The 19,353-nt window shown below is 69.0% G+C and carries 15 protein-coding genes and 4 pseudogenes; 5 read left to right on the forward strand and 14 right to left on the reverse strand.

The features are described from left to right. Positions 1–18 precede the first annotated feature (18 nt). The 6 genes from EST54_RS11240 to EST54_RS11265 all read right to left on the reverse strand — a co-directional run bounded on the left by EST54_RS11240 (position 19) and on the right by EST54_RS11265 (position 6,875). Complete coding sequence (locus EST54_RS11240) at positions 19–414, reverse strand: AQJ64_40280 family protein (RefSeq protein ID WP_129247464.1); 396 nt, start codon at positions 412–414, stop codon at positions 19–21. A 285-nt stretch (positions 415–699) separates the two neighbouring features. After that, entirely contained in the window at positions 700–1,131 is a 432-nt protein-coding gene (locus tag EST54_RS11245; RefSeq protein WP_129247465.1) for a hypothetical protein, read from the reverse strand. Positions 1,132–1,383: 252 nt separating this feature from the next. Next, positions 1,384–1,734 carry a UBP-type zinc finger domain-containing protein gene (locus EST54_RS11250; RefSeq protein ID WP_129247466.1) on the reverse strand — a complete coding sequence of 117 codons (351 nt, stop codon included), beginning with the start codon at positions 1,732–1,734 and terminating at the stop codon, positions 1,384–1,386. Then, positions 1,731–3,188 carry an ATP-binding protein gene (locus EST54_RS11255; RefSeq protein ID WP_129247467.1) on the reverse strand — a complete coding sequence of 486 codons (1,458 nt, stop codon included), beginning with the start codon at positions 3,186–3,188 and terminating at the stop codon, positions 1,731–1,733. Before EST54_RS11255 ends, EST54_RS11250 begins: the two co-directional genes overlap by 4 nt. Beyond that, complete coding sequence (locus EST54_RS11260; RefSeq protein WP_129247468.1) at positions 3,185–4,861, reverse strand: FAD-dependent oxidoreductase; 1,677 nt, start codon at positions 4,859–4,861, stop codon at positions 3,185–3,187. Before EST54_RS11260 ends, EST54_RS11255 begins: the two co-directional genes overlap by 4 nt. Positions 4,862–5,009: 148 nt before the next feature. Then, positions 5,010–6,875 carry a glycoside hydrolase family 35 protein gene (locus EST54_RS11265; RefSeq protein WP_239013626.1) on the reverse strand — a complete coding sequence of 622 codons (1,866 nt, stop codon included), beginning with the start codon at positions 6,873–6,875 and terminating at the stop codon, positions 5,010–5,012. Between the two features lie 354 nt (positions 6,876–7,229). Between EST54_RS11265 and EST54_RS35000 the strand changes: the two are divergent. Together EST54_RS35000 and EST54_RS36020 are read left to right on the forward strand one after the other, a co-directional pair. Next, positions 7,230–7,460 (forward strand): annotated as a pseudogene (locus EST54_RS35000) (sugar nucleotide-binding protein); the annotation flags it as partial. Positions 7,461–7,742: 282 nt separating this feature from the next. Further along, positions 7,743–7,976: pseudogene (locus EST54_RS36020) on the forward strand (chaplin); the annotation flags it as partial. Positions 7,977–8,540: 564 nt separating this feature from the next. Here EST54_RS36020 and EST54_RS11280 read toward each other — a convergent pair. Next, positions 8,541–9,557 carry a DUF4331 family protein gene (locus EST54_RS11280; protein ID WP_129247469.1) on the reverse strand — a complete coding sequence of 339 codons (1,017 nt, stop codon included), beginning with the start codon at positions 9,555–9,557 and terminating at the stop codon, positions 8,541–8,543. 401 nt (positions 9,558–9,958) lie between these two features. Here EST54_RS11280 and EST54_RS34240 point away from each other — a divergent pair, with 401 nt between their 5' ends. Both EST54_RS34240 and EST54_RS11285 read left to right on the forward strand, forming a co-directional pair. Continuing rightward, a complete protein-coding gene (locus EST54_RS34240; protein WP_161989275.1) occupies positions 9,959–10,168 on the forward strand; it encodes a hypothetical protein in 210 nt (69 codons plus the stop codon). Between the two features lie 49 nt (positions 10,169–10,217). Beyond that, the gene (locus EST54_RS11285) at positions 10,218–10,949 is read left to right on the forward strand and encodes a DUF4232 domain-containing protein (RefSeq protein WP_161989276.1); all 732 of its coding nucleotides are present in this window, start codon (positions 10,218–10,220) and stop codon (positions 10,947–10,949) included. A gap of 56 nt (positions 10,950–11,005) precedes the next feature. On the opposite strand, the gene EST54_RS11290 is transcribed toward EST54_RS11285, so the two are convergent. The 7 genes and pseudogenes from EST54_RS11290 to EST54_RS35345 form a co-directional block, all read right to left on the reverse strand. Then, the gene (locus EST54_RS11290) at positions 11,006–12,499 is read right to left on the reverse strand and encodes a helix-turn-helix domain-containing protein (protein ID WP_129247471.1); all 1,494 of its coding nucleotides are present in this window, start codon (positions 12,497–12,499) and stop codon (positions 11,006–11,008) included. A gap of 317 nt (positions 12,500–12,816) precedes the next feature. Beyond that, positions 12,817–13,800 (reverse strand): glycine betaine ABC transporter substrate-binding protein, encoded by a 984-nt coding sequence (locus EST54_RS11295; RefSeq protein WP_129247472.1) that lies wholly within the window; start codon positions 13,798–13,800, stop codon positions 12,817–12,819. Further along, positions 13,800–13,940, reverse strand: a pseudogene (locus EST54_RS11300) (ABC transporter permease); the annotation flags it as partial. The gene EST54_RS11295 and the pseudogene EST54_RS11300, both read right to left, overlap by 1 nt. Before the next feature lie 742 nt (positions 13,941–14,682). After that, on the reverse strand, positions 14,683–16,095 hold the full coding sequence (locus EST54_RS11305) for an alpha/beta hydrolase family protein (protein WP_129247473.1): 1,413 nt from the start codon (positions 16,093–16,095) through the stop codon (positions 14,683–14,685). Positions 16,096–16,261: 166 nt separating this feature from the next. After that, positions 16,262–16,735: a carboxymuconolactone decarboxylase family protein gene (locus EST54_RS11310; protein WP_129247474.1), complete on the reverse strand. Its 474-nt coding sequence runs from the start codon at positions 16,733–16,735 to the stop codon at positions 16,262–16,264. 157 nt (positions 16,736–16,892) lie between these two features. After that, on the reverse strand, positions 16,893–17,483 hold the full coding sequence (locus EST54_RS11315) for a TMEM175 family protein (protein ID WP_275416130.1): 591 nt from the start codon (positions 17,481–17,483) through the stop codon (positions 16,893–16,895). A 170-nt stretch (positions 17,484–17,653) separates the two neighbouring features. Further along, positions 17,654–17,835: pseudogene (locus tag EST54_RS35345) on the reverse strand (RidA family protein); the annotation flags it as partial. A 90-nt stretch (positions 17,836–17,925) separates the two neighbouring features. On the opposite strand from EST54_RS35345, the gene EST54_RS11325 reads away from it, so the two are divergent. Next, positions 17,926–18,963, forward strand: a complete 1,038-nt coding sequence (locus EST54_RS11325) for a LysR family transcriptional regulator (RefSeq protein ID WP_129247476.1) — start codon at positions 17,926–17,928, stop codon at positions 18,961–18,963. Positions 18,964–19,353 lie beyond the last annotated feature (390 nt).

Genomic DNA, 19,353 nt, shown 5'->3' on the forward strand with positions numbered 1-19,353 from the left:
GACGGAGGAGGCTGTGGGTCAGGTGAGGGGACGAGCGCCCCAGGCGTTCTGGAGGGCCGGCCGCGCGTCTTCCCCGAGAACGGCGTGCGTCATCCCGCCAGGCAGGGTGGGCAGCTCGGCCCAGTGAGTCACGGTTTCAGCGCTGGAAAGGCCGTAAGGCAAACGGACAACCCCGTCGGAGTCGACGAAGCAGTCCCTGTGCTCTGCCCCGTCCTCACTCCAGTGCAAAGTCGTGAAGGTCATCGGCCGCACCAGCCAGAATTCCTCACCCAACGCCGGATCGGCCTCGGACTCGGACTCAAGAGCGCGATCAGCTGGATACCGACCGGTGATCGCTGCTGCCACGGGCGTACCGCTCCTTGGCAGCCTCTCGCGTGCGTCAACCCAGGTCACCACGGTGTTCAGAGCCGTCATCGCCACCCTCACTCAAGCACTCGGCACATCGTCCTCTGCCCCTACGCCGCCACATCGGCAAGGCACTGCCCGACCGCGGCACCTGGCAGGACCGCGCGGCGCTCGCGAAGGTTGCTTGAGCCGGAACGAGCACGGATGGCACCGTCCGCCGCCGTGCAGGATGGTCTCCATGAGCGCTGGCCGTGGGCGGCCTCGGCGGCCGCGTCCGTCCGGTCCCGGACGAGGCGTGGCCCCGGTGCGGCGCACCGGGGCCACGCAGGAGAAGCGCGGGAGAGACGCGGGACTTCAGAACGTCCAGGTCGTGTACCAGGTGGCCTGGCTGGAGGGATGTGTCAGGTCGGTGCTGATGCCACTGAGGGTGCCGTCAGCACCGCGGGAACCTATGTAGCGGCCCTTCGAGCCGTTACTCCAGTTGATGACGAAGTAGAGGTAGGAACCGTCCACGAACCCCTGCTCGATGGTGCCCGTCGTCGAACTTCCCGCCCTGGCTATGCCGGTGAGATTCCCCTGGGCGTCCTGGGTCACGGAGAGCGTGGAGTTGGACGAATTGCTCTGATACAGGGTCCAGATCCCCCCGACGTTGAAGCCGGGTGCGGCCGCCTTGGCCACCGACGCCGCAGCCGGCCGGTGGGTCGCGGCCTGAGCGGCGGGGGCGAGGGCGGTGCCACCCAGGGCGACAGAGAGAACCACGGCGGCCGTGAGGAGTCTGACGCGCATGCGGATTCCTTCCCTAAAAGGGTAATTTATGCGGCATGGGGCCTTCTGTGAGGCCATGAGCTTGGCAGTAGCGGCCGTTCCCGCCCAGGCGAGAACCGGTCATTCGCGGACATGAGGGCGGCCGAAATGTGACATGACGGAACCGATCCGGGCGCCCCGACTCCGTACATGCCACGATCACCCTGCTGCCCGACAGCACGGCTCCGTGACCGTGCGGCAACGGCGAACGGGGCCGGAGAGTCCGGGGCCCGCCTATCCCAGACGGTCGGCCCAGTCCGCCGGGACGCGTCCCGCGGGGCCCGGGGTGGGCTGGTCGGCGGGGTGGCTCTCAGGGGGAGCCAGGGGCGGCCCCGAGGCGTACACCTGCGAGGTCTCGTAGTCGTAGAACCAGGCCTCGCCCGGTTCGAAGCTGCGGATCACCGGGTGCCCGCTGTCCCGGGCGTGGGCCGTGGCGTGCTTGCCGGGCGAGTCGTCGCAACAGCCGATGTGGCCGCACTGTGCGCAGCGTCGCAGGTGGAACCACCAGCCGCCGCCGGCGTCGCACTCGGGACAGCCGGTTCCGCCGGGAGGGACGGAGGGGTCGATTCCGTGCGGGGTGGTCATGACGGCTCCTGTGGGGGACGGGGTTCGGCGGAGGTCAGCGGCAGGCGTACCTGGAAGCGGGTGTCGCCGGGGACGGAGTCGAACCTCAGGTCCCCGTTGTGCTTGTTGACGACGATGCGCCAGGAGATGTCCAGGCCGAGACCGGTGCCCTCACCCACCGGTTTGGTGGTGAAGAACGGGTCGAAGATGCGGTCGCGGATCTCATCGGGGACTCCGGGACCGGTGTCGCGGAATTCGACGAGCAGATGATCTCCTTCGCGCGCGGTGCGTACGGTCAAGGTGCCGTCGGCGTCCATGCTGTTCATCGCCGAGACGGCGTTGTCGACCAGATTCGTCCATACCTGGTTGAGTTCGCTGGGGTAGGCCGGGATCTTCGGCAGGCCGCGGTCGTAGTCCTTGACGACGGTGAGGCGGGGACCGATCTTCGCGGAGACCATCAGCAGGGTGCTGTCCAGCAGTTCATGGATGTCGGTGACCTGGTAGGGCGCTCGATCGAGTTGCGCGTACTGCTTGGCTGCCGTGACGAGGACCGAGACGCGGGTGGTGGACTCCTCGATCTCGTTCATCAACAGCTCTGTCTCGACGGTGTAGTTGAGCCATCGCACGGCGCCTTCGAGGGTGTCGTCGTCCACGGCCGCGGCGACCTGGTCCAGCCAGTCGGTGTCCAGGCCGGCCTGGACGAAGGTCGGCGCGAGCTGCCAGCCGTCCCCGATGCCGTGGTCGTCCAGCCAGTCGGAGAGGGCGTCCTCCCGGTCCGAGGCCTCCAGCGGGCTCAGGTCGGTGGCCTTGGCGACGCGCTCGGCCGTGCGTTCCTGGATGTCGACGAGCGTCTCCAGGGTGTCGCGCCGGTACGGGCGTGCCGCGATGATGCCGAGCTTGTGGCGCATTCCGGCGACCCGCTCACGGAGCGCTGAGGTGGCGCGCACGGCCGCGGCGGCCGGGTTGTTCAGCTCATGGGTCAGCCCCGCGGACAACGACCCCAGAGCCAGCAGCCGTTCGCGCTGGCCGACGGCCTCCTGGGCGCTCTTGACGCCGAAGAAGAGGCCTTCCAGCAGGTGCACGGCCATCGGGAACCAGTCACGCATGAGCGCGGCGAAGGTCTCGGCGGGCAGCACGAAGAAGCGGGTGGGCGCAAGGACGCGCAGGGAGCTGTTGTACACCTGCCGCAGTCGGTCTCCCAGGTAGGACTGGAAGGCTCCCGCGTACACCCCGCGGCTGGAACTCCGGGTGATCTCCACGTCGTAGTCCCCGATCCGGCGCGAGAGCACGATGGTCCCTTCGAGCAGCACGTAGAAGCAGGTGGCGGGGTCGCCCTCCTCGTACACCGGCCCGGGTGCGAACTCCTCCACCCGGCCTTCACGGCAGAGCAGGGCGAGCTGGTCGGGGGCCAGCTTCTCGAACAGGAACAGCGAGCCCAGTTCCTCCTCACTGCACCGCATCGGCCCGCCGTTCATGACTGCTCCAGATATCGGTGGACGAGCATGACCGCCATGGCTCCCTCGCCCACTGCGGAAGCGACACGCTTGGCGGACTTGGCGCGGGCATCGCCGGCCACGAACACGCCCGGGACGTTCGTTTCCAGGTGGTAGGGCGGCCGGTCCAACTCCCAGTCGGCCGGCGGGCGCCCGTCCGTGGTCAGATCGGGGCCGGTCAGGATGAACCCGCGGGGGTCCCGGAGCACCGTGCCCTCCAGCCAGTCGGTCAGCGGGGCGGCACCGATGAAGACGAACATCCACTGGGCGTCGAGGAGTTCGGTGTGGCCGGTGGCCGTCTCGCGTACGGTGATCTGTTCCAGATGACCCGAGCCCTGGGCGGCGTCGACGACCGTGTTCGTGCGTACCGAGATCGTGGGCGTCTCGTCGACCTGCTGGACGAGGTAGTGCGACATCGACTCGGACAGGGACGGCCCACGCACCAGTAGGGTGACCGACTTGGCGCTGCGGGCCAGGTATATCGCGGCCTGGCCGGCGGAGTTGGCGCCGCCGACGATGTACACGTCCTGGTCCTGGCACGCAGCCGCCTCTGTCAGCGCCGACCCGTAGAACACTCCACAGCCGGTCAACTCGGGCACATGGGGTGCGTCAAGCTGTCGGTACGACACGCCGGTCGCAAGAATCACGGCATGCGCGGCGACGGCGGAGCCGTCCGAGAACCGGACGACGCGCGACGCGCCGTTGATCTCCAGCCCGGTGACCTCGCGCGCGGTCAGTATCTCGGCGCCGAACCTCGACGCCTGACGCCGGGCCCGGTCGGTGAGCTGAGCCCCGGACACGCCGTCCGGAAAGCCGAGATAGTTCTCGATGCGCGAGCTCTGGCCGGCCTGACCCCCGGTCGCGGAGCGTTCCACGAGGACGGTCCGCAGGCCCTCGGAGGCCCCGTAGACCGCCGCCCCCAGACCGGCCGGTCCGCCGCCGATGACGACGAGGTCGTAGAAGTCCGTTCCCGGCGTGGTCGCGAGCCCGACCCGGGCGGCGAGCTCCCGGTCCTGGGGCTCGACGAGGGCCGTGCCGTCCGGGGCGATCACCAGCGGAAGCCGCAGCCCCTCCCCGCCCGCGGCGCACAGCAACCGCCGGCCTTCCGGATCCTCGGAGGAGTACCAGCGGTAGGGCACCTGGTTGCGGGCCAGGAACTCCCGCACGGCCGACGAACGCGCCGACCAGCGGTGTCCGACGACCTTGGTGACGGTCACCGGCCGGTGGTCGCTGGCGCGCCAGGCCGACAGGAGATCGTCGAGGACCGGGTAGAGCTTCTCCTCGGGCGGCTCCCAGGGCTTGAGGAGGTAGTGGTCCAGGTCGACGACATTGATCGCGTCGATCGCCGCGCCGGTGTCCGCGTACGCGGTCAACAGCACCCGCCGGGCGCCGGGGTGGATGTCGAGAGCCTGCTCAAGGAACTCGATGCCGTCCATCTCCGGCATCCGGTAGTCGGCCACGATCACCGCGACGGGCGCGCCGCGCAGCTTGAGCTCCCGCAGGGCGGCCAAGGCGGACGCGCCGGACTCCGCGCGCACGATGCGGTACGACTCGCCGTAGCGGCGCCGCAGGTCGCGGGCGACAGCGCGCGACACGCCCGGGTCGTCGTCCACGGTCAGGATGACGGTCCGCGCCGGACTGGCAGCCTGTTCCATAGGCATCCCGTCCCCGGTCGCTCACCCTTCCGCACCGACTCCCTGTGCCTGTCGGGTACGCCGGTGTGCGTCAGCACTACCCATGGTATGGGTGATCATCGATCGCCGCCCATCGGTGCTCGGGGACCCCCGACTGTCGCGGCACTCCCTATCCGACATCGGGCGCAGACCGCACTTCGATCTCGTCCCCCGTCCGCTCCATCTCCAGCACGACGAGCTCGTTCCGCCCCTTCCGCCACAGATGGCTCGGCGCGTACAGGGTGATCTGCGGCCCGAGGGACCAGTACCGGCCGAGCGCGAATCCATTGAGCCAGACCATGCCCTTGTCCCAGCCCGGGAAGGCAAGGAAGCCGTCCGCCGGGGTGTCCACATGCACCCGGGCCCGATGGAACGCGGGGCCGGTCGGCGTGTCTTCGCTGGTGAATTTCAGCGCCGAGAGGTTGTCCAGCGGCAGTCGGCGGATCTCCCAGTCGTGGAGTTCTCCGTCGTCGAGGAGTACCTTGCCGCTGATTCCCTTGGGGTCGTTGAGGCCCTCGCCGAAGTTGACGCGCCCGGTGGGGTCCACCAGAAGGTCGAGGGTGCTGGACGCACCGTTCAGGGTGACGTCTATGGAGTGGTCCGGCTGGTTGCGGTCGAAGGTGCCGATCCGCTTGCCGTCGCTGAACACCAGCGCGCGGTCGCCCAGACCCGTCAGCCTCAGCCGCTTGGTCCCCTGTTGCCCCCGCACCCGAGTGCGGTAATGAATCAGTCCGTGTGCCTGCCCGAGGGCCTCCATGTGGGCGGGGGCGGCACGACGCACCGGAGTGCTCAGCGCGTCGAGCGACTCCATCAACGACACCGACTCGCGGACGGCGACCCGCTGAGCCGGCATGCGGCGTGGCGTGGCCGGCAGGGGCGTGTTCGGCAGCGTGGTGTATTTGCCGAGGACGTCGCGCACCGTGTGGAATTTCTCGGTGAGTTCGCCGGATTCACTGATCGGGGAGTCGTAGTCGTAGCTGGTGACGGTGGGCTGATAGGCGCTACCGCTGAGATTGGCACCCGCGGACCAGCCGAAGTTCGTTCCGCCCACCGCCATATAGAAGTTGATCGACGCCCCCGCTTCGAGCATCTTCTCCACGTCGGCGGCCGTCTGCGCCGGGTCGGTGGTGTGGTGCCGCTCTCCCCAGTGGTCGAACCATCCGTCCCAGAACTCCGTGCAGAACAGGGGCTTGTCCGGCTGGAACGCGCGCAACTCCGCGAAGGGCCCGGTGGGATCCCCGCCGAAATTGACGGTGGACAGGAGATCGGGAAGGCTGCCGGCCTTCAGCATGTCCTGAGTGGCTCCGTTGGAGCAGAACAGCAGGCTGTCGATGCCCTGTGCGCGCATGGTGTCCCGCAGATGTGCCAGGTACGCGTGGTCGTCACCGTAACTGCCGTACTCGTTCTCGACCTGCATCGCGATGATGGGCCCGCCGCGCGTGGCCTGCAGATCCACGAAGCGGGGCAGGAGTTCGGTGAACCAGGCGTCGACCGCTCGCTCGAACGCGGGGTCGGAACGGCGTAGCGGCGCGTCCTTGTCCTTGAGGAGCCAGGCGGGCAGGCCACCGAAGTCCCATTCCGCGCAGATGTACGGCCCCGGTCGCACGATCACCTTCAGCCCGACCTCGTCCGCGGTCCGCACGAAGGCGGCGACGTCCCGCCATCCGGTGAAGTCGGCTTTCCTCTCGTACGGTTGGTGGAAGTTCCAGGCGACGTAGGTTTCCACCGTATTCAGACCCATGGCCCGCATCCGCAGCAACCGGTCGCGCCAATCCTTGGGGTGCGTCCTGAAGTAGTGGAAGGCGCCCGAGAGGATCCGGAACGGCTTGCCGTCCAGCAGAAATTCCTTTCCGCGGACGGTCAGCCCCCTCGGGCTTTCGGCCTGCGCGAGGGCTGTCCGGCTGAGGATCGTCCGGCTGTTGCCCATGGCGACACCCGCGGACACAGCCGTCACCATGGCTGCGCTCAGGAATCCACGTCGGCTGAATGGCGTCATGCCTGCACTCCTCGACTCGACCGATCGTCACCCACGGCTCGAACATGTTCAGTAGTGCGCGTTTCTGTGCATTGAGAGTGTTATCCAGAACAGAAACGAGCACAAGGGTTCGTGACAGAACACGGTGAGCCAAGGCGTGAACGAGCCGCCCATGAACTGCCCGGCAGGGAGACGATGTTCAGGTCTCCACGCTCAGCCCGGTGCGCGACCCAGAAGCCCAGGCAGACTCCTTCGGTGGCGGACCTCGTCATCGTCGGTCTGGGTCGCTGCTCCGGGTCCCCCGGTGACGAGGTCGCGCAGGGTGCAGGTCTGCACTCCCTCCTGGCCGAGGCTGGGCAGGACGTCGGCAACGGGGCAACCACGGCCGACGGCGCGATCTGCCTGGCGATGGCCGCCACTCGGCACGGATCCCGGCTGGTGCAGGTGTCCAGTGATGCCATCTGCTCGGGCAGCGACGTGCGCTACGACGAATCCGCCACACCGGACCCGGTCACCCCATACGGGGCTGCGAAGGCTGCGGCCGAAACGGCGATCCGCCTGTTCGCCCCGGACGCCGTCATCGCGCGTACCTCGCTGATCAGCGGTGGCGAATTCCTACGTCGCGAGCGCTGACTCGTACGGCGGCTGGAGGAGGCCATGGTGCTGAGGCCGGCTCTGCTGCTGCTCGGCCTTCGCCACCGGGCCGCGGCCAGGGTTCACGCGGGGCGATGACTCGGAGCTGGTCTTTCGGCGAGATGCCAGCGCCACGCCGCGCATAGATCCTGAAAGAGTGAAAAGTTTGCCAATTCCTTTATGCAGAGGCCTTTCGCGTCGAAGGGAGTGTCAGGAAGGCGGCCGTGGGCCGCTTGGATCGACCAGGAGATTGTTATGTCACGGATCACGCAGGTCACTGCCATCGCCGCTCTTGCGGCAGGCACCGCCCTGGGGGGTATTTCGGCGGCGTTCGCAGACAGTGGCGCGGCCGGCGGCGCGGCCGGTTCACCAGGAGTGGTGTCGGGCAACGCGATTCAGGTCCCGATCCACATTCCGATCAACGTGTGCGGCAACACCGTCAATATCGTGGGGCTGCTGAACCCGGCCTTCGGCAACACCTGCATCAACGGTTTCGAGCAGCGTCGGGTGGTTGTCCACCATCACCACCACCACGCCATCCACCACCACGTCAGGCACACCAAGAAGCACCCCAAGCGGCACCACCGCCACCACCGGCCGGCCGGCGGCGTGCACACCGGTGGCGGCGGCATGGCCGGCTAGGACGGGGAACCGTCCCGGGCGTTGTGGCCGGTGGCCGGTGGTCACGGCGATGCCCGGGACGGCCGCTGAGGCCCCGTAACACCAGGCCCGGGGTCGGGTCGCTTGCACCGACAGCCCTTCCACCTTCACCGGAGGAAACGGCCCGGCCCCGGACACAATCCCCTCAGCGGCGCAGTCCTTTGCCACCAGCAGACGAAGACCTGTTGAAGACCTGTTGGTGGGCTGTGCGGCGAAGCAGCCGGGTTTCTTCCAGAGGCCCGCGAAAAGGCGCCTGAACCGGGCTTTGCCCGTCAGGCGCCTTTTGCTCGCCCCATTCGCAGCAGGGGCCGTCCGACCGCTCTCAGCCGAGAAGGCTCTTGTACTTTCCCGCTCAAGCTCCGGACCGGCGCCGCCACCGATGAAATGCAGGGGTCAGTTCGCCTTGGGGTGTGGGTTGCCGAGGTAGGGAAACTCGTTCAGAAGGTCGGTGTGTGGCGCGAGCCCGGTGGGCGGGATATCGCCCGCCGAGAGGAATGAGAGCCGGTGGTTGATGACGTCGTCGGTGAAGACACGGCCGTTGGGATATTGCGCGGGCTTCGAGGGGTCGTAGACCAGCATGTCGGGCAGGATGCGGTCGGCGTCGATCGCCGCGATCGCCTCTTCTCGCGTGTAGTTGCCGGTGTGCCCCATGAGATGGACGAACTGATCGGTCCAACGATCACGGTCGTTCACCGGCTCACTGGCGTTGTACTCCTCCTTCGTGTCGTCGGTGTTGAAGAAGCTGCTGACCGAAGGGTGGCCGGCCCGGTCGGCATGGACGAGCCGACCGTCTCTCCGCACGCTGCACCGGCCCCAGATGCGGATCTCGGGGTTGGCGCGGAGCTCACTCGTCGGCAGTTCCACCACCATCGAGAACACGTTGGCTTCCGTGTTCGAGTCCACTCCGGTCCACGGTGACCTGCCACCGAGATGGGGCGCGGTGAAGTTTCGGCCGCCGGTGGTGTCGAAGAGATTCTTGATCCCGTCGAAGTCGAAGAAGAAGGCGTCGCTACGGCTGCCGGCGAAGAACGTGTAGGGACCGGCGGTGACGCGGTTCGCCCGGGTGCCGAACGACACCTCGGCGTCGGTGACGACCTGCTGTCCGACGGCTTCGGCCGAGCGGGCCTCATCACCCGTTGCCATGAAGACGCTGAATGTCTGACGGCCGCCGTCTCGGGGTGCCGAAAAGACGTAGCTGATCGCCATGTTGGCGAGGCAGTCCCCGTCGTTGTCGAGGTTGAGCCGATAGATGGCATCAGGGTGCAACGCATCAGCGTTTGGGTTCGCGTTGAGGATGAGCACCGTTCTCGCCGAGTCGGTCGGGGACTGAAACGCGTAGAGGTCACAGAGGTCGAGCCGTTGGTCCCCGAGCGGTGCGCCAAGACTGAGGCCGGTGAAGTGATTCGACATTGCGTGTCCTTTCGCTGGTGAGGCGCCAGCCGTCAGGCGGAGCCGAGACCTCGCTCTGGGGAACGGGGTTGCGTTTTCCCTGCTGAGAGGGGCTCTGGAGGGTGATCCAGACATTGGAGCATGAAAGCTGCCAAATCAGTCGGATTCATGTGGGTTCGTGTGGGGTCATGAGGGGGCATGGCCTGATCGGGGTCGTTCCGTTGCGGGAAGTGACGGGGTGACGGGTCGCGGGATGACGGGTCGCGCGTGACGAGTCGCGGAGGGGGACGGGTCAGGGAATGGCGTGCCTCGGGCCCCGGCAGGTTCCTTCCCCTCTGCCGATGCCGTCCGCGTCCCGGCGCGGCGTTCCAGGAAGGGGATGTTCCCGCAGGTCAGAGGTGGTATGAGCGTTCCGGCGTCCCGTGTTCGGTGGTGGTTCTGGCGGCTGGGACGGCGGGCGTCGCAAGCTCTGGACGGCAAGCACCGACGACCTCATACCGAAGGGGGACACCCTGCGGACCCGCTTCCGGCACCGCCGGTTCCGCCGTGCCGATGTCACTGACGCGGTGGCCCTGGCGGTGCTCGCCGCATCGGCAGCGACCGTCTTCCTCCTGGTCGTCAGCCGTCTTTGACGTCACGTATGCCGACCGGACCCACCGAAAGAGAAAGCACCCAGTCACTATGCGCATTGCCCGTCACACCACCCGCCTCGTCGCCTCCGCCGCCGTACTGGCGGCCGCCCTCTCGCTGACGGCCTGTGAGAACGACGCCAAGCAGACCACCGGCCCGGTGCCGGCCGCGTCCTCCCGGCCCGAGTCCGGCGGCGAGGGCGCCTCGTCCTCATCGGGTGCGAAGGGCCCGGCCAAGGACAGCGACTCGTCGAAGGCCGCGTCGGGTGCCTCCGGCAGTGGAACCAGCGGCAGCGGAGCCGGCGGAAAGAACGGCTCCGGTCAGGCCGCCGGCAAGGGTTCCGGCAGCCAGAAGACGACCGGCGCCTGCACCGGCGCGCAGGTCAAGGTCACCGCGACCAAGGTCAATCGCCCGGTCAACCACATGCTTCTCACCGCCACCAACACCGGCTCCGTGCCCTGCCACGCCTACAACGCCCCGTACCTCCGCTGGGACGACGCCCAAGCCGCCACCACGTTCCTGGACAAGTCCAAGCCGCAGGCCGTGATCACGCTCGCACCGGGCGAGTCGGCGTACGCGGGGGTCATGTACCAGTCCGCGGACGGCTCCGGCAGCGGCGGCTACACCGCCCGCACCCTGGGCGTCCTGTTCTCCAATCGGGCGGGGAACGGTTCCACCGGCCCTGCCGTGCGGCTCCCGCTGCCCAAGGGCGGTACCACCACCGACAGTTCGGCGTGGGTTACGTATTGGCAGTCCACCGCCGAGGAGGCGCTGACCTGGTGAAGCGGCGTCACTGATCGCGGTCGGGCCCGGGGCCGACGGATGCGTCGGGCCCGGGCTCAGCCGTTCTCCTTCGGGGCGGGAATCCATTCGCTGCCGCCCAGCGGGTAGTCGTACTGCGGCCGGCCGGCCATCCCACTGGTGTGGAACGGCTCCCCGTTGTCGTCGATCCGGAGCGTGCCGTGCCGGTTCCCGCTGGACCACTCCAGCTCCATGTACCAGCGCACGTCGCGGGATCCGGCCCGCGCGACGACCTTGAAGACCTCGGGGTCCCGCTCGCTCACCTTGTACGGGAAGTCCCGCTGTCCGTTCTGCGGAGCGATCCGTGGCTGCGCCGCGTCCAGGGAGACCCCGAACACCTTGGGTGTGATGCCGCCGCCACAGCCCACGCCCATGCTGTAGGCGTTCCACGCGGGTGGCGCCGAGCTTCCCACCACTCGCACCCTCAGGGCATGCAGTACCACGGTCTCGTCACCCGCACCCTGCACCGACACCTGAACCAGCTGACTGTCCGCCGAGACCGCGCCCAGCGCCGAGATCCAGCCCCGGGCGTGCTGTTCCGCGGGCGGCGGTGGCATCTCGCCCGGGTCCCGGTCGACCAAGTACCGCTGGCTGCACGGGTCCTCCCAGCTGTACGGGCGGACATCCACGCTCACCGGGAGCCCGGCCCGATCGGCCGTGCCCGAATCGGGCGCCCGGTCGCCGGCTCCGCCGGGCCCCTTGCCGCCGGCCGCCTTACCGTCCGGCGTACGGGACGAGGACGAGGACGGGGACGGCGACGGACGCGTGCCGCCCGCGGCTGGCGGCTTCGCGGACGCCGACCGGCCGCCCCCGGCCTTCGTCGGCTTGCTGCCGCGCTCCGTGGTCGTGGCCGACCCGGCTGCCGCCTTGCGGCCGTCGCCACCGCCTAAGGCGAGTCCGACGGCCAGCGCGGCGGACGCGGCCACGGCGGCCGCGGCGATCCCGGCGGCCAGCACGATCCGCCGCCGGCCACCGGCGGGCGCCACCTGGGGCACGGACCGACCCTCGGAGGCGGGCGCGGCGACGGGGGCCGTGGGTGGCGCGGTACTGAGATCTGACCTGACCTCAGTTTCGGCCTCTGGCCCGGACTTGGCCCCAGCCCCGCATTCCGGCTCGGCCCCGGGCGTCGTCACGGCCCTGGACTCGGCCCCAGGCGTCGTCACGGCCCCGGACTCGGCCCCCGTCTCCGTCACAGCCCCGGACTCGCCATCCCCCTTCCCACCCACCGCGCCGGAGACCGCCGCCGCGCCGCCGCCCCCTTGCTTGCGGTCCCGCTCCCGCCGGCGTGCCTCATCCGCCAGGATCCAGCGCCGGTGCAGCTCCACCAGCTCGTCCGGCGTCGCCCGGCACAGCCGTGCGAGCCGCTCAAGCGGTGCGTACTCCGTCGGTACCGCGTCGCCGTTGCAGTAGCGGTGCAACGTCGATGTGCTCATGTGCAGCCGTTTCGCGAGCACCCCGTAGCTGTACCCGGAGCGGTCCTTCCACTCCTTCAGCAGCGCCGCGACCCCAGCAGCTTCCTCAGCCGCCCCCACTGTTACTCCCTCCCCGCCCGCGCGCACCGCACTCGTGCAGTCCACCGAGCACGTCCGCTCCCACCGCCCCGACAACGCCGATGCCCCCGCCGCCTCCCGGATTCTCCGGATGGCCGGTCTGCCGGTGACCGTGTGGATCCCCGGTGGTCTGCGTCGCCCCGTACGTGAGTGTCATGATCGCACCGATCCGCCCGGCCGCCGACCTGGCCCAGGGCGCGTCGTTCGGATCATGGTGCCCGGCACTCCGGACGGCAGCGTCTACGCGAGCGGCAGGGCGCTCTCCTCCTGCCCGTCGGACGCTGGTGCGCATTCGTCTGTCAGCCTTCCCGGATGAAGCCCTCCCGCACCAGCCAGTCCTTCGCCACCTCGTGCGGGTCCTCCCCGTCCACGTCCACCCGCGCGTTCAGGCGCTGGGCCTCCGCCCCCGTCAGCCGCTTGGTGATCGGGGTGAGGAGGTCGGCGATGGCGGGGTACTTCCTCATGGTGGCGCTGTTCATCTCGGGTGCCGCGTTGTAGTTGGGGAAGAAGTGCCGGTCGTCCTCCAGCACCTTCAGTTTGAGTTCGGGGATGCGGCCGTCGGTGGTGGCCGCCACGCCGAGGGCGCAGGCCGCGCCCTCGGCGACCTGGGCGTAGACGACGCCGTCGTCCATCTTTTTGAAGTTCCCGCGCCGGAGGGCGAATCCGTACGTCTTCGCCACGCCCGGCAGGCCGTCCTCGCGCACCGAGAACTCGCTTCCGCCGCAGATCGTCGCCGCGCCCGGGTCTTTCTTCGTCAGACGTGCCACGTCGGAGAGTGTGCGCAGCCGGTACTTCTGCGCATTCGCCTGGTTCGCGACCAGCGCGTAGGTGTTGTTGAGCGGGGCGGCGGACAGCCAGGTGATGCCGTTGCGGCGGTCCTCCTCGCGTACTGCCTCCCACTGCTCGTGCGGGTCGACGACCCGCTTGGTGTGACCGAGGTAGGTGATCCAGGCCGTGCCGGTGTACTCGTACATCCCGTCCGCCGCACCGGACTTGACCGCCTCGCGGGCACCGATCGAGCCCTGGATGTTCGTCCGGTCCAGGACTTCCGCGCCGGCCGCTTTGAAGACCAGCCCCATGATCTGGCCCAGGATGATCTGCTCGGTGAACTCCTTTGAGGTCACGGTCAGTTGGGCGCCCTCCAGCGGTCGCCCCTTCCCGATGGAGCCGGGCCGCACCGAGTCCGCCAGCGGGCTGCCGCTGGTCAGTCCGCAGCCGCTCAGCCCTGCGGCGGCGAGCAGCAGGGCGCCCGCGACGGCCGTCCGTACCCGGGCCGGGCGCATCAGTCCACCTCCAGGCCGCGTGGGCGTAGCGGCAACTCGACAAGTGTCCCCAGCCAGTCCGTGATCAGCGCCAGGGCGACCGTCAGTACGGAGCCGAGCACCAGCACCGGCATGCGCTGGTCGGTGATGCCGGAGGGGACCCGGCCCCGCACCTTCGCGCGGGGCCGGCCGGCCGTCTTCGGTACGAGCCCGATGTTCGCGGTGACGGTCATGTGCGGGAAGACGGCGCTGGTGTGCTGACAGGCGCCCAGCAGCTGCTGGCAGCGGGTACCCAGGTACTCCCAGAAGGTCACTTCTCGGTCCCTCCCTCAAGGCAGGTCCTCCAGCGGTCAGCGGTCCATACGGCGCCTGCCGTGACGCATGGCGCACCAGTGGAGTGATCCGGAGCGGCACCGGATTCTCCAACGTGATCACCGTCGAAGCCCGCACGATGCCATCGAATCCCACCATCCGGTCGATCACGCGCTGCAAGTCGGCATTCGAGCGTGCCACCAAATGGCACAGCATGTCACCACCCCGCCAGTGGCGAGGAGTCACTTGGGCCGCGCCCGACGGGAGCCGCATCACCGGCTCAGCAGACTCGCGCTGCTCGCCGACCGCTGCCCCACCCGGGCATCCGACATGACTCCCCCGGTGGTGACGGGACGGTACCGGGTCGGAGGGATTCCCGGTGTCCGTGACACGTCGTTTGACACGGATGACGGCGTCGCGGCCGCACTCAGGGGCGGGCCGTCCAGTATCGCTTCAACACCTCCAGTTGGAGGGAGCATTCCAGGGAGGTGACTTCCTCGCTGCCCTCGAAACCGCCGGTGAGGAAGTCGGCGAGGTGTTCCTCGTCGCGGAAGACCCCTCCGTAGGTGAAGACCGAAGCTGCTGCGGGAGTCAGCTGCCTGACAGCTTCTCCTGCAGCCAGTCGAAGACGACCTCGCAGTGCTGCTGCGGGGCCATCGGGGAGCAGTGCAGCTGCGCACCGGTGGCCGCGGTGAGCTTCACGTAGTCCTTGGGAGCCGTCAGTTTGGCGTACATCTGCCGTGGCTGCCCCGGATAGAACTGCTCGTCGTCATAGTCGAGCACCAGCGTGGGCATATTGATGCGGCCCACCACATCCGTGATGTCCAGCGAGGTGATGAGTGTGGCGGGGGTGTAGAAGTCGGTGAACATCTTGCCCTCGCGGGCCGCGAGCATCGCCGGCACGGAGAAGGGCTCGATGCGCTTCTTCATCGTGGCGGCCGCGGACGGCGGCAGCTCGGGGACGACCTCCTTGTTCCAGATGGTGTTGGTCTTCTCCTTGTCCGGGGTGAGGATCTGCCGGATCTCCGGAGGAAAGCCGAGCCAGGGCGAGAGCACGCCGGGCATCGCCACCAGAGCGGCGATCCTGGTCTCGAAGGCCGCGGCCCGGGGGGCCAGATTCCCGCCCATGCTCAGCCCGGTCAGGGCGATCTTCCTGGTGTCCACATCCGAGCGGGCGGACAGCCAGTCGACGAGCGGGGTGACGACGGTTTCCCAGCGTGGCGTGAAGACCACCTGGTCGACGAAGAGCAACTGGCCCTGGCCGGGCCCGTCGTACACCAGGGCGTTCCAGCCGCGCTGCAGAGCCGCCTGGACGCCGTAGGTCCACATGTCGACGTTCTGCCCGTCGCTGCCGTTCGTCAGGATCACGGTGGGGCGCCGCGCGCGGGAGTCGTCCGGACGGAAGAACCACACGGGCAGCGGGGTCTTCCCATACGGGATGCGCGCCGTCACCGGTGCCGGGTCGCACCGCTCGCAGAACGTGTCCCAGGCGCCGCGCCCCGCCTTGTACAGCTGCTCCTCGCTGTCAGGGGTGTCGGAGCCGAGGACGAAGAACAGCCCCTGGGCGTAGTACTGCGCGGCCCGCAGCGCACGGAACCGTGTGGTCTGCGTGCCGGGCTTTCCGCTCCGGGGCGGCTCCCTCAGCTGGTCACCGAGTTTCTTGAAGGTCTCGGTGTACGTCTGCGCGGAGAGGCCGGCCTTGTTGATCGTGTTCACGGCGGTGAGTACCTCGCCCACCTCAGCGGCGCCGTACCCGGACGCGCCGAGCGCGAGGAGCCCGTTGAAGTTGAAGCCGGGTTCCTTGAAGAGCGTCATCGCGCCGGGCGTGGGGCCGCTCACGGATGCGGAGGCCCATGCCGTGCGCGTGGGCGTGGGATCCGCCGCGGACGAGGCGCCCGACGCGGTGCACCCGGCAGTCAGCACGGCCCCCGCCCCACCGATGAGCCCGGCCACCGTGGTGCGGCGGGTGGGGCCGGATACGTGATCGCCCGAGGCGTAGGTCATACCGAGTGAACGTACGAGCCGCGCCCCTGGGCACCTCGCTCCGACACCCGTCGTTCCCCCGAACGGCACTTCACGCCGGGCCTGTCCGCGTGGCCAGTAGCCCCCGGGGCCCGAGGGCTACTGCCGTACGCGGAACGGCCTCCGACCCCGGGCCGGCTACGCCTCGTTATCCGAACTGGCCGGGCTGGTAGTCGCCGGCGGGCTGCTGGACGATGACGTTCGCGCGGTTGAAGGCGTTGATGACGGCGATGAGGGACACCAGGGCGGCGAGCTGCTCCTCGTCGTAGTGCTTGGCGGCGTTCGCCCAGGCCTCGTCCGTGACGCCACCGGCCGCGTCGGCAAGGCGGGTGCCCTGCTCCGTCAGCTCCAGCGCCGCGCGCTCGGCCTCGGTGAAGACCGTGGCCTCCCGCCACGCCGCGACCAGGTTGAGGCGCAGCGAGGTCTCACCGGCGGCAGCGGCGTCCTTGGTGTGCATGTCCAGGCAGCCACCGCACCCGTTGATCTGACTCGCGCGGATCTTCACCAGCTCCTGCGTCGCGCCCGGCAGCGACGAGTCGACGAGCACCTGATTCGCCGCGATGATGTGCTTCCAGAGCTTGCCTGCGAGCGGGCTCTCGAACAGGTTCAAACGGGCACCCATGGTCAACTCCTCCATCGTGATCGATGCCTACACCGAGAGGACGAAACCGCTCGGCACGCTGTGACATGAACGAACGTGGCCTGCGTCTCCCCTGGCGCACAGCGGCAGGAGCCACCAACGACGAGGTTCAGCTACATGGCCCAGGGGGACACCCCCCCTAGGCACTGAACCCCCGTGTGGTCGCACGCAAGCGCTTGCCCCGCTTGCCGATCACGAACCTGACCGGGATCAGCACCGCCCACCACAGCATCGCCCCCGTCGGTGAGACGAAGGCGAGCGGTACGGCGACGGCGAAGACCAGCACGGTCGACACAAGGTCGGCCACGTCGTTGCGCACGATGGGGTCGGGCATGGCCGCGCTCGACAGCCATGGGCGCTTCCACAGCACCACCGTGAGCGCGAGCTGGGTGGCCCCCATGGCTGCGACGGCGCCGGAGTAGATGGCCACGGACTGCGGCAGGTACGCGTACTCGGCCAGCAGGGTGGTGGGGAAGGGCATCAGGGCGACCAGCCCCAGGCCCAGCAGCACGAGCCGGACGACCGTCCCGTCCACGTCCCGCACGGACTGGAAGAGCTGGTAATGGCCCCGCCAGAATGCCGCGATGACCAGCACGCTGAGGGCGTAGGCCCACACTTTGGGCATCACATCGCTCAGCGCCCGCGCGAAACCGTCGGGGTCCAGCCCTGCCGGCAGCGCGATGTCCAGCGCCAGCAGCGTCATCGCGATGGCGAACACTCCGTCGGACAACGCGAGGAGTCGGACTGCGCTCCCCTCGTCGTCCCGTACTCTCCGGCCACCGTTCACCACGCCACTCTAGGATCACCTGCCCCGGAATATCCCGATTGGTCCCGTGTACGTGTTGAGCCGTCCGCCGGGCTTCGCAAGCCGGTCGGGGGAGTCGAGTGCGGCTCGCATGTCTCGACGGCTTTTGCCGCTCGGCCCGCGCAGTCCCCGCTCGCCGCCGTGGAACCGTCCTCGTTGAGCGGACCCGCACCGGCGAGGAAAATGAGCCGAGACCCGGCGGCGCCGTGGCTGCGTAGGCATACTCGGCGACGTCGGACAGGGAATCGGAGCGAAGCGCAGTGAGGGCACGGGCCACGGTCGTTTCGGCCCCATCCCGTCGTCATGAAGCTCAGTCGTCCTGTCAGGCCGCCGAGGAGTACGACCACCTTCCCGGAGGAGTGGGCACATGGAGCTGGAGCTTCGGCACCTGAGGGTGCTGTGTGCGATCGCCGACGCCGGGAGTGTGGGACGGGCGGCATCGGAGCTGGGCTACTCGCAGCCTGCGATGAGCACCCAACTCCGGCGCATCGAGCGGCACTTCGGGAAGCCGCTGTTCGAGCGGAACATATCGGGTGTCGAGCTGACCCAGTACGGCGCGGGGGTCCTGGCGCAGGCCCGTGACGTCCTGGCCCGCGCGGATGCCATAGGGCGCGACCCGGCCGAGAGCGTCGCGCGTACGCGCCGGCCGCTCCGCCTGGCCGCGACCAACTCTCCGGTCCTGTCCGGCATGGTCGTCCGGCTCCGGAGCCGACTGCCTGACCTCGCGCTCACGGTGAGCAGCGTGTATCCGTCCTCGGAGATCGTCCAACTCCTGGAGGACGGCGAGGTGGACGCCGCGATCGCTGCCGACTATCCCGGGCTGGAGCTGTGGCACTCGGCCGCCGTCGCGCATCGCGGGATCGTCACCGAACCGTCCTTCGTCGCCCTGCCGTCGAATCACCGGCTCAAACACTGCCTGGAGGTCGGGCTCGCGGATCTGGCCGACGATGCCTGGTTCGTCACTCCGGACGACGGGGCCGGCTGGCCTGGGGTGTTCTACGCGGCCTGCGAGTCGGCCGGTTTCACCCCGGCGGCGGTGCACGAATTCCTCGGCGACCAGCTGCAGTTGCAGAACATGATCGCGGAGGGGCTCGGGGTCTCCATCGTGCAGGCGACGCTTCGTCCGGTCCCCGGCGTCCTCATCAAACCGCTGACCGGCACACCGCTGTGGTGCCGTTACGTACTGGCCTGGCGTCGTGCGAGCCTCGCCGACGAGATCGCGGACATGCTCGCCGGCTCCGCCACCGCGGCGTACCGCGCGCTCATCGCACAGTCGCCGCACCTGCGGAGATGGGCCTCGCGGACCTGGAGCGTGGCCGGGCCGCAGGTCGCGGTCCGGCCCGACCGGGCGCCCTTGCGGCACCGTCGGGGACCGGCCAACGGCGAGGAAACGGCGGACCGTTGACGATGCCCCGCGGGATGATGCCGTCGCGACGCTGACGCCCCGCGGGATGATGCCGTCGCGACGCTGACGCCTGGCGGGAGGACCCGCCGGGACGTTGACGCCTCGCCGGACGTTATGGCGGGTCAGCCCAATGTGCTATGTCACACCTCATTGTCGGCGGGTGGTGTGCGCTGAGAAGGTGCCGCACACGCCTCATACGGTTTCCCGAGGCGCATCTGTTTCCCCCCACGAAGGAGCAGGGATGCGCTACCGCTTCACCTGGCCCAGATGTGTGGTCGACGGTCTGACCGCCGTCGCGACGGTCGCCTGCCTGGCGACGCCGGCGACGGCCACACCCCACCCGATGGCCGTCGCCAAAGCCGTGCCCGGACCCCCCACCGCCTCCCACCC

The sequence above is a fragment of the Streptomyces sioyaensis genome (genome assembly GCF_004122735.1).
GTDB classification, from domain to species: domain Bacteria; phylum Actinomycetota; class Actinomycetes; order Streptomycetales; family Streptomycetaceae; genus Streptomyces; species Streptomyces sioyaensis.

Coding starts and splice junctions, on each gene's coding strand:
- EST54_RS11305 (WP_129247473.1), bottom strand. CDS start 16,095: ATGACCTACGCCTCGGGCGATCACGTATCCGGCCCCACCCGCCGCACC.
- EST54_RS11310 (WP_129247474.1), bottom strand. CDS start 16,735: ATGGGTGCCCGTTTGAACCTGTTCGAGAGCCCGCTCGCAGGCAAGCTC.
- EST54_RS11245 (WP_129247465.1), bottom strand. CDS start 1,131: ATGCGCGTCAGACTCCTCACGGCCGCCGTGGTTCTCTCTGTCGCCCTG.
- EST54_RS11280 (WP_129247469.1), bottom strand. CDS start 9,557: ATGTCGAATCACTTCACCGGCCTCAGTCTTGGCGCACCGCTCGGGGAC.
- EST54_RS11255 (WP_129247467.1), bottom strand. CDS start 3,188: ATGAACGGCGGGCCGATGCGGTGCAGTGAGGAGGAACTGGGCTCGCTG.
- EST54_RS11240 (WP_129247464.1), bottom strand. CDS start 414: ATGACGGCTCTGAACACCGTGGTGACCTGGGTTGACGCACGCGAGAGG.
- EST54_RS11260 (WP_129247468.1), bottom strand. CDS start 4,861: ATGGAACAGGCTGCCAGTCCGGCGCGGACCGTCATCCTGACCGTGGAC.
- EST54_RS11325 (WP_129247476.1), top strand. CDS start 17,926: ATGGAGCTGGAGCTTCGGCACCTGAGGGTGCTGTGTGCGATCGCCGAC.
- EST54_RS11285 (WP_161989276.1), top strand. CDS start 10,218: ATGCGCATTGCCCGTCACACCACCCGCCTCGTCGCCTCCGCCGCCGTA.
- EST54_RS11295 (WP_129247472.1), bottom strand. CDS start 13,800: ATGCGCCCGGCCCGGGTACGGACGGCCGTCGCGGGCGCCCTGCTGCTC.
- EST54_RS11250 (WP_129247466.1), bottom strand. CDS start 1,734: ATGACCACCCCGCACGGAATCGACCCCTCCGTCCCTCCCGGCGGAACC.
- EST54_RS11265 (WP_239013626.1), bottom strand. CDS start 6,875: ATGACGCCATTCAGCCGACGTGGATTCCTGAGCGCAGCCATGGTGACG.